This is a genomic window from Streptomyces alkaliterrae, from assembly GCF_007097205.2.
Classification (GTDB): domain Bacteria; phylum Actinomycetota; class Actinomycetes; order Streptomycetales; family Streptomycetaceae; genus Streptomyces; species Streptomyces alkaliterrae.
Window position 1 is genome coordinate 1 of the sequence record NZ_VJYK02000232.1, and the last position, 8,834, is coordinate 8,834.

At 71.4% G+C, this 8,834-nt stretch carries 8 protein-coding genes; 4 read left to right on the forward strand and 4 right to left on the reverse strand.

All coding sequences use genetic code 11. The features are described from left to right. Positions 1-112 precede the first annotated feature (112 nt). Positions 113-736 carry a GntR family transcriptional regulator gene (locus FNX44_RS19500; protein WP_143649639.1) on the forward strand — a complete coding sequence of 208 codons (624 nt, stop codon included), beginning with the start codon at positions 113-115 and terminating at the stop codon, positions 734-736. Positions 737-1,005: 269 nt separating this feature from the next. Then, complete coding sequence (gene aceE / locus FNX44_RS19505) at positions 1,006-3,699, forward strand: pyruvate dehydrogenase (acetyl-transferring), homodimeric type (protein ID WP_143649641.1); 2,694 nt, start codon at positions 1,006-1,008, stop codon at positions 3,697-3,699. A 75-nt stretch (positions 3,700-3,774) separates the two neighbouring features. Here the strand turns inward: aceE and FNX44_RS19510 are convergent, their stop codons facing one another. Together FNX44_RS19510 and FNX44_RS19515 are read right to left on the reverse strand one after the other, a co-directional pair. After that, complete coding sequence (locus FNX44_RS19510) at positions 3,775-3,915, reverse strand: methionine/alanine import family NSS transporter small subunit (RefSeq protein WP_143649643.1); 141 nt, start codon at positions 3,913-3,915, stop codon at positions 3,775-3,777. Next, entirely contained in the window at positions 3,915-5,441 is a 1,527-nt protein-coding gene (locus tag FNX44_RS19515) for a sodium-dependent transporter (protein WP_143649645.1), read from the reverse strand. Before FNX44_RS19515 ends, FNX44_RS19510 begins: the two co-directional genes overlap by 1 nt. Positions 5,442-5,573: 132 nt before the next feature. On the opposite strand from FNX44_RS19515, the gene FNX44_RS19520 reads away from it, so the two are divergent. Further along, on the forward strand, positions 5,574-6,593 hold the full coding sequence (locus tag FNX44_RS19520) for a helix-turn-helix transcriptional regulator (protein ID WP_143649647.1): 1,020 nt from the start codon (positions 5,574-5,576) through the stop codon (positions 6,591-6,593). 60 nt (positions 6,594-6,653) lie between these two features. On the opposite strand, the gene FNX44_RS19525 is transcribed toward FNX44_RS19520, so the two are convergent. After that, the gene (locus FNX44_RS19525) at positions 6,654-7,577 is read right to left on the reverse strand and encodes an SDR family oxidoreductase (protein ID WP_143649649.1); all 924 of its coding nucleotides are present in this window, start codon (positions 7,575-7,577) and stop codon (positions 6,654-6,656) included. Positions 7,578-7,766: 189 nt separating this feature from the next. Between FNX44_RS19525 and FNX44_RS19530 the strand changes: the two genes are divergently transcribed. Next, the gene (locus FNX44_RS19530; RefSeq protein WP_143649653.1) at positions 7,767-8,291 is read left to right on the forward strand and encodes a DUF4240 domain-containing protein; all 525 of its coding nucleotides are present in this window, start codon (positions 7,767-7,769) and stop codon (positions 8,289-8,291) included. A 27-nt stretch (positions 8,292-8,318) separates the two neighbouring features. Here the strand turns inward: FNX44_RS19530 and FNX44_RS19535 are convergent, their stop codons facing one another. Beyond that, positions 8,319-8,816 carry a GNAT family N-acetyltransferase gene (locus FNX44_RS19535; protein WP_143649651.1) on the reverse strand — a complete coding sequence of 166 codons (498 nt, stop codon included), beginning with the start codon at positions 8,814-8,816 and terminating at the stop codon, positions 8,319-8,321. Positions 8,817-8,834 lie beyond the last annotated feature (18 nt).

Here is an 8,834-nt window from a genome sequence, read left to right on the forward strand (position 1 = left end):
CGGGGCGCACTTCGCGGGGAGGGTCCGGCCCGAAAGGCCGGGGTGGCACCGGGTGCCGCTTCGCCGCCTGGCGCACCGTATTGTCGAGGGGTCGGAGAACCGAGGAGACAGCATGACCCTGCCCGTCGTTCACTCGCTGCGCGAGCAGATCCGCGAGCACATCGTGGAGGGCATCGTGAGCGGCCGGTGGAAACCGGGCGAGCGGATCGTGGAGCGCCGCATCGCCTCCGAGCTGGCCGTCAGTCAGACGCCGGTGCGGGAGGCGCTGCGGGAGCTGGAGGCGCTGCGGCTCATCGAGTCGGTGCCGAACAAGGGGGTGCGGGTGCGCGCCCTGTCAGCGGCCGATCTGGAAGAGATCTACCCGGTGCGGGCGGGTCTGGAGCAGATGGCGGCTGAGCTGGCGGCGCCGGCCCTGGCCGAGGACACCTCGGCGCTGGAGCCGCACGTGGCCGCGCTGTACGAGGCGGACCGCCTCGGTGACGGCGAGGCGCAGGTGCGGCACACCGTCGGGTTCCACCGGGAGCTGGTGCGCGCCTCCGGTAACAGCGTGCTGCTGCACACCTGGGAGTCGCTGGGCATCGAGGTGTGGACGGCCCTGTCGATCCGCTGGCTGGGTACGGTGCAGCAGTCGTACGCGGAGGAGCACGAGGCGGTCGTGCGGGCCTTCCGCGAGCGTGATCCGGACGTGGCGGCGCTAGTGAAGGCGCACGTACTGGGCTGCGCGCCGCGCGCCTGATTCGCCCGCTTCGCCCCCTTCGCCCGTGCACTCCGTGCCGCGATTCGCGGCACCGGATGCCGACTTTTGGTGCTCGAACGGATTTTTGCCCGCCAGCCTTTGATCGATCATCGATCGAGTGCTTACAGTCGTCCGGCGGGGCTCACCCCTGTCCTGCCCCGCGACAGAAACGTACAGCCCGTACGTCCCGTACAGCCGTACGCGTACACCCCCGTACACCCGTACGTACCCCCCGTACGACCACCGTCCCCATCCCGGAAGGCGGCCCCATGACCAACCCCGTACCGACCCACCCGAGCGAGCTGGACCAGCTCCCGGACCGCGACCCGCAGGAGACCGCCGAGTGGCGTGAGTCCCTGGACGCGGTCGCGCGGGCCGCGGGGCCCCAGCGCGCCTCCTACCTGGTGCGCAGGACCGTCGAGCACGCCCAGCGCAGCGGCCTGCCGGTGCCGTCGCTGCTGGAGACGGACTACGTCAACACCATCCCGACCGGCGCCGAGCCCGCCTACCCGGGCGACGAGGCCATGGAGTCCCGCATCACCGCGTGGAACCGCTGGAACGCGGCCGCCATGGTGACGCGCGGCAGCCGTTTCGGCGTCGGCGGCCACATCGCCACCTTCGCCTCCGCCGCCTGGCTCTACGAGACCGGCTTCCAGCACTTCTTCCGCGGCAAGGACGGCCTGGCGGACGGCGGCGCCTCCGGCGACCAGCTCTACATCCAGGGCCACGCCTCCCCCGGCGTCTACGCCCGCGCCTTCCTCGACGGCCGGCTCACCGAGTCCCACCTGGACAACTTCCGCCAGGAGGCCGGCGGCCAGGGCATCCCGTCCTACCCGCACCCCAGGCGGCTGCCGTGGATGTGGGAGTTCCCGACCGTCTCGATGGGCCTCGGCCCGCTGTCGGCGGTCTACCAGGCGCGCTTCAACCGCTACCTCGAGCACCGCGGCGTCAAGGACACCTCGGATTCCCGGGTGTGGGCCTTCCTCGGGGACGGCGAGATGGACGAGCCCGAGTCGACCGCCGCGCTCGCGCTGGCCGGCCGTGAGGGCCTGGACAACCTGACGTTCGTCGTCAACTGCAACCTCCAGCGCCTCGACGGCCCGGTCCGCGCCAACTTCAAGATCGTCCAGGAGCTGGAGGCCCAGTTCCGGGCCGCCGGCTGGAACGTCGTGAAGTCGCTGTGGGGTTCGGCCTGGGACGAGCTGCTGCGGCTGGACACCAGGGGCGCGCTGCTGCGCCGCCTGCGCGAAGTGCCCGACGCCCAGTTCCAGACGTACGCCACCCGCGACGCGGCGTACATCCGCGAGCACTTCTTCGGCGCCGACCCGGCGCTGGTCGAGATGGCCCGGCTGCTGTCGGACGACAAGATCCTGGAGTGCTTCCACACCTCGCGCGCCGGCCACGAGCCGCGCAAGGTGTACGCGGCCTACCGCGCGGCGGTGGAGCACAAGGGCGCGCCGACCGTGATCCTCGCGCAGACCGTCAAGGGCTGGACGCTCGGCCCGGGTTTCGAGTCCCGCAACGCCAACCACCAGATGAAGAAGCTCTCCGGCAAGGAGTTCCGCGCCATGCGGGACCTGCTGGAGCTGCCGATCCCGGACTCCGCGCTGGACGACGAGCTGGTCCCCTACGCTCACCCCGGAGCCGACTCCCCCGAGGTCCGCTACCTCCAGGAGCGCCGCGCGGCCCTCGGCGGTCCCGCGCCGGCCCGCCGCGTGCACCAGGTGGTGCTGCCCGAGCCCGCGGAGCGGCCGTTCGCGGCGCTCGCCAAGGGCTCCGGGAGCCAGGAGATCGCCACCACGATGGCGTTCGTCCGCCTGGTCAAGGACCTGATGCGGGACAAGGAGACGGGTCACCGCTGGGTGCCGATCGTGCCCGACGAGGCGCGGACCTTCGGCATGGAGGCGCTGTTCCCCTCCGCCGGCATATACTCCCCGCTCGGCCAGACGTACGAGCCGGTCGACCGCGACCAGCTGATGTACTACAAGGAGGCCAGGAACGGGCAGATCCTCAACGAGGGCATCACCGAGGCCGGTGCGATGGCGGACTTCACCGCCGCCGCCACGGCGTACGCCACGCACGGCGAGCCGATGATCCCGTTCTACATCTTCTACTCGATGTTCGGCTGGCAGCGGACTGCCGACCAGTTCTGGGCGCTCGCCGACCAGTTGGGGCGCGGCTTTGTCATCGGCGCCACCGCGGGCCGGACGACGCTGACCGGCGAGGGCCTGCAGCACGCCGACGGGCACTCGCCGCTCATCGCCGCGACCAACCCGGCCGCACTCTCCTACGACCCCGCGTTCGCCTACGAGATCGGCGTCATCGTCCGCGAGGGCCTGCGCCGGATGTACGGCCCGGACACCGGTGAGGACCGAGACGTCTTCTACTACCTCACCGTCTACAACGAGCCCAAGCCGCAGCCCGCGATGCCCGAGGGCGTCGAGGAGGGCATCGTCAGGGGCCTGTACCGGTTCCGCGAGGGCGAGCACCTGGGCTCGGACGCGCCGCGCGTCCAGCTGCTGGCGTCCGGCACCGCGATCCACTGGGCGCTGGACGCCCAACGGCTGCTGGCCACGGAGTGGGGAGTGAGCGCCGACGTGTGGTCGGCCACCTCCTGGGGCGAGCTGCGCCGGGACGCCCTGGCGTGCGACGAGGCGCTGCTGCGCGGCGAGGACCGCACCCCGTACGTGACCCGGGTGCTGGAGGGCGCGCCGGGTCCGGTACTGGCGGTCAGCGACTGGATGCGTCAGGTCCCCGACCAGATCAGCCAGTGGGTGCCGCAGGACTACTCCTCGCTCGGCACCGACGGCTTCGGCCTCTCGGACACCCGGGAGAACGCCCGCCGCCACTTCGGCGTGGACGCGGAGTCGATCGTCGTCGGCGCGCTGGCGCAGCTCGCCCGCCGGGGCGAGGTCAAGCGTGAGACGGTCGCCCGCGCCGCCCGCGAGTACGGCATCGGCTGACCCGCGGGAACACACGGGAGCGCCCCCGGAAGCCAGGCTTCCGGGGGCGCTCTTGCGCTTGGTGACCGTGTCGGTTCAGTCGCCGACCGGGCGGCCGGTGTCCTCCAGCGGCTCGACCTCCTCGGGGTGGCCGCGCAGCTTCCAGATCGCGGCGGCCAGCCCGCCCCAGATCAGCACGATCGAGATGACCATCATCGTGACGGCGCTCGCGGACATCACTTACTCCCCTTGTCGAGGTGGAGGGCGGTCAGGTCCTCGTCCATGTTCCGCCGCCATGGGATGAGCGAGAGCAGCACGGCGACCACCAGGGCGCCGGCCGCCACGCCCCAGCCGGCGGCCAGGAGGAAGCCGGTGGAGTAGTCCTCGTAGTTGGACTCCAGCTCCTGACGCAGGGCGTCGAAGAGCATGATGCCCAGCACCACCGGGGTGATGACGGCCAGGCAGAACTTCCACCAGCGGCCGAGCATGATCGCCGAGGTGGCGTCGGCCTCCGCCTGCTGCTCACCGAGCTTGCGCAGGATCCAGCCGATGACGATCAGCACGATCAGCGAGGCCAGCGCGATGCCGTACCGGTTGATGAACCGGTCCGAGGCGTCCAGGAAGTACAGGCCGCCGCTGCGCGGGAAGAGCAGGAGAGAGGTCAGCGCGGTCAGACCGCCGACGATGACCACCGCCTGCACCCGGCTCATCCCGGTGCGGTCCATCACCGCGGAGATGATGACCTGCACGATGCTGATCAGCGAGCTGAGGCCGGCGATCACCAGCGACAGGAAGAACAGCACACCGAAGAATGCGCCCGCCGGCATGGTGGAGATGATCGTCGGGAAGGCGACGAACGCCAGTCCGAGACCGCTGGAGACCAACTCGTCGAGTGGGACGCCGCTACTGGCGGTCATGAAGCCCAGCGTGGCGAACACGCCGATGCCGGCGAGAAGTTCGAACGAGGAGTTGGACAGACCGGCGACAAAGGCGGAGCCCGTCAGGTCGGACCGTCTGCGCAGGTAGGAGGCGTACGTGATCATGATGCCGAAGCCGATGGACAGCGAGAAGAAGATCTGCCCGTAGGCCGCGACCCACACGTTGCCGTCCCGCAGCGCACCCCAGTCCGGCGTGAAGAAGGCGTCCAGACCGATGTTCGCGCCCTCAAGCGTGAGCGCCCGCACCACCAGGATGAGGAAGAACACGACCAGGGTGGGGATGAAGATCTTGTTCGCCCACTCGATGCCGCGCCGCACGCCGAGCGCGAGGATGCCCAGCGTCACCACCCACACCGCGAGCAGCGGCCAGAAGACGCCTCCGACGAAGCCGCCGAACTCGCCCGGCGTGTCCCCCACCTGGAGGAAGTCGCCGAAGAGGAAGGCGTCGGGCTCGTCGCCCCATTTCTCGGTGAACGCGAAGCCGACGTACCGCACGGCCCAGGCGAGGATCACCGCGTAGTAGGTGGCGATCACAAAGCAGATCAGGACCTGCCACCAGCCGAGGAACTCCGCCTTGCGGGCGAGCTTGCGGAACGCGGCCGGCGGGGACTTGCGGAACCGGCGACCGATGGTGTACTCGAGGATCAGCAGCGGTAGACCGGCGGTGATCAGAGCGATCAGATAGGGGAGCAGAAACGCTCCTCCGCCGTTGCGGTAGGCCTCGGCGGGGAAGCGCCAGATGTTGCCGAGCCCGATGGCCGAACCGATGGCGGCCAAGAGGAAGCCCAGGCGGGTGCCCCACTGTTCGCGGGGTTTAGTAGCCATATGTACGCATCCTTGCTGACTTGCGGGGTGGCTGCACGCTAGCAGCGCCGACCGGTCATCACATCCCGAGCGGCATTTGGCTCAACCAGTGAGACGACGGACCGTCAGACGAACGCACGGCACAATGTCGTCATGCGCGCCGCCCGGCTCATCAGACTGGTCCTCCTACTTCAGCACAGAAGGGCGATGACGGCCGGTGAACTCGCCGCTGAGCTGGAGGTTTCCGAGCGGACGGTGGCACGGGACGTGGCCGCGCTGTCCGAGGCGGGCATCCCGGTGTACGCCGACCGGGGACGTGCCGGCGGGTACCGCCTCATCGGCGGATACCGGACGCGGTTGACCGGAATGGGCCGCACGGAAGCCGAGTTGCTGTTCCTCTCGGGCGTGCCCGGCGCGCTGCGGGAGCTGGGCCTGGCCGACTCCGCGTCGGCGGCCAGGCTGAAGGTGACCGCCGCTCTCTCACCGGAGCTGAGCGACGCTCAGGACACCGCCGCCCAGCGCTTCCACCTCGACGCGCCCAGCTGGTGGCGCGAACCGGAGGCACCCCCGCTGCTTCCGGCGCTCGCCGAGGCCGTGTGGGACGACCTGCGGGTGACGATCGGTTACCTCCGCGGGCGCCGCGGCGACGCGGGCACCCGCGAGGTCGAACGGGAGATCGACCCCCATGGTCTCATCCTCAAGGCGGGCGTCTGGTACCTCGCGGCCCGGGTCGGGGAGGACTTCCGGATCTACCGGGTCGAGCGGCTGACCCGGCTCGCCACCGGCGACCGGCGCTTCGACCGCGATCCGGACTTCGACCTGGCCGCCTTCTGGGCCGACCACGCCACCGCCTTCGCCCGCTCACTCCTGCGCACCGACGTACTGCTGCGGCTGACCGAGGCCGGAGCCCGCCTGCTGCCGCACCTGCACGGGAACCGGGAGGTGGTCGCCGAGGCACTGGCCGCCGCGCGACCCGACGACTCGGGGCGGCTGGTCTGCCGCCTGCCGGTGGAGTCCGTCGAGGTGGCGTACAGCCAGTTGCTGGGCCTCGGCCCGGAGTGCGAGGTGCTGGAACCGGCGGCCCTGCGCGAGCTCCTCGCGCGGGCCGCCGCCGCGACCGCCGAGCTGTACCGCGCCACCCCGCCGGACGCGGGCGCGGACGCTCAGCGGTAGTTCGCCGAGTCGCCCGGCGGCGGCCGCCGGGGTGCCTAGCGGTAGTCCGCCGGGGTGTGCCTAGCGGTAGTCCGCCGGGTCGACCTCCCGCCCCTCGGCGCGGTCCTCCAGGAACCGCCAGGCGTCCGGGGTCGACCCGTCCACGTCGGTCACCCCGTACTCCCCGGCCAGATCCGCGCTGGACAGGCACCGGCCGCCGAAGCGACGCACCTCGGGATCGGCGGCCAGCCGCGCGAGCCCCCGGGCCAGGTAGACGGGCGTCTCGGAGATCAGGAAGTCGGGGTTGGTGCGGGCGCCGTCCCGCCAGTTCTCCTCGGTCACCCTGAAGTGGGTGTCCAGCATCGCCTCCGAACGCAGCCAGCCGGGGGTGACGCACACGGCCGTCCCCCCGAACTCCTTCAGCTCCTGGTTCAGCCCGAAGGCGATCCGCTGCGGCGCGACCTTCGCGAGGTCGTAGAACATCGGGTCCCGGTACCGGCTGCCGTTGTACTCCTTCGTGCCGTCGGTGACCTCGACTACCAGGCCACCCGGCTCGCGGACGAGCAGCGGCAGGGCGTGGTGGCTGGTGACCAGGTGCGTCTCCACTCCGAGCCGGAGGGCGCGCAGGCCGTCCGCCAGGTCGTGCTGCCAGAGCCGCTTGTCCCAGCCGACGAGGTGGTCGCCGCCCCAGATGTCGTTGACCAGGACGTCCAGTCGGCCCTGTTCGCGGTCGATGCGGTCGACCAGGCCGGCGACCTGTTCGGGCACCAGATGGTCGACGGCCACCGCGATCCCGGTGCCGCCGGCGGCGGTGACCAGCTCCGCGGTCTCCTCGATCGTCTCGCTCGCCCGGCCGACCTCGCTGACGTGGTCCCTGGTGGTGCGTCCGGTGGCGTAGACGGTGGCGCCGGCCCGGCCCAGCTCCACGGCCGTCGCCCGGCCCGCGCCCCTGGTGGCCCCGGCTACCAGTGCGACCCGACCGGCGAGCGGCTGCTGCGTACTCATCGTCTCTCCTCGGTGTACGTGACTCGCGATCTGCGGCACGGCCACGCTCACACCAAAACCCGACACCCTGTGTCGGGTTTCCCCGGCGTGTTCCGATCTTCACCGGCGCGGCTCGCCGCGCGCGTGTCGAGCTTCTGGAGTACTCCGGGTGCGCCCACGCGGGCCTGGGACGATGCTGGTCCCGTGACGATGCACGAGGACGAGTTCTGGGAGCTGGTCGACAGCACCCGCGAGGCGGCCGAAGGCGACCCCGTCGAGCACGCGGAGCTGCTGGTCGAAAGCCTGGTGCGGCTCGACCCCGACTCGGTCACCGACTTCGCCCGCCACTTCGAGGCGCGCTTCCTGCGCAGCTACCGGTGGGATCTGTGGGGCGCGGCGTGGGTGCTGCTGGACGGCGCCAGCGACGACGTCTTCGACTCCTTCCGCTGCTGGCTCATCGGCCAGGGCAGGGTCGTGTTCGAAGGCGCCCTGCACGACGATCCGGACGCCCTCGCCGACCTGCTGCCGGACTTCGAGCCGGACGTCGACGGGGACGGGGAGGACATCGGCTTCGCCGCCGACGACGCCTACAACCAGCTCATCGGCGCCGAGCTGCCGGACCTCGGGCTGCCCGACCCGCCGGACGAACCGCTCGGCACCCCGCCGGACTTCGAGAACGACAGGGCGATGGCACAGCGCTACCCCCGGCTGTGGAAGCGCTTCCGCGCCTCCTGAGGCGCCGGCCCGCCGTGCTGCGGGCGGTCAGGACTGCCGTGTGAGGTCGAGCGCCATCAGCACGTCGTCCACGTACCGGCCGTCGATCCGGAACTCCTCGCGCTGCACGCCCTCCTCCACGTACCCCTCGGCGGCGTAGAGCGCACGCGCGGGCGCGTTCGGGGCGAGCACCCGCAGTGTGACGCGTCGCGCGCCCCGCGCACGCGCTCGTTCCGCCGCCGCGCGCAGCAGCGCCCGGGCGACGCCGCGGCCGCGCGCCGCCACGGCCACCGCCAGACCCTGGACCTGCAGGACGTGACTGTTGCTGGCCAGCGGCGTGGGCGGTGCCAGCTTCAGGTACGCGACCGGCCCCGGCAGGTCCGGCACCTCCGCCACCAGGAATTCGGCCGGATCCTGCCGCCCCTCGAAGAACGGCGGGTGCGGCGGCTCGGGGGGCGGCGTCACCGCGTGCAGCGGCGACCAGGTCTCCCGGTCGAGTACGGCGAGCGCGGGGCCGTCGGCCTCCTCGGCCTGTCTCTTATACAACTCTCCGAGCCCACCGAG

Coding starts and splice junctions, on each gene's coding strand:
- aceE (WP_143649641.1), top strand. CDS start 1,006: ATGACCAACCCCGTACCGACCCACCCGAGCGAGCTGGACCAGCTCCCG.
- FNX44_RS19530 (WP_143649653.1), top strand. CDS start 7,767: ATGCACGAGGACGAGTTCTGGGAGCTGGTCGACAGCACCCGCGAGGCG.
- FNX44_RS19500 (WP_143649639.1), top strand. CDS start 113: ATGACCCTGCCCGTCGTTCACTCGCTGCGCGAGCAGATCCGCGAGCAC.
- FNX44_RS19510 (WP_143649643.1), bottom strand. CDS start 3,915: ATGTCCGCGAGCGCCGTCACGATGATGGTCATCTCGATCGTGCTGATC.
- FNX44_RS19525 (WP_143649649.1), bottom strand. CDS start 7,577: ATGAGTACGCAGCAGCCGCTCGCCGGTCGGGTCGCACTGGTAGCCGGG.
- FNX44_RS19515 (WP_143649645.1), bottom strand. CDS start 5,441: ATGGCTACTAAACCCCGCGAACAGTGGGGCACCCGCCTGGGCTTCCTC.
- FNX44_RS19520 (WP_143649647.1), top strand. CDS start 5,574: ATGCGCGCCGCCCGGCTCATCAGACTGGTCCTCCTACTTCAGCACAGA.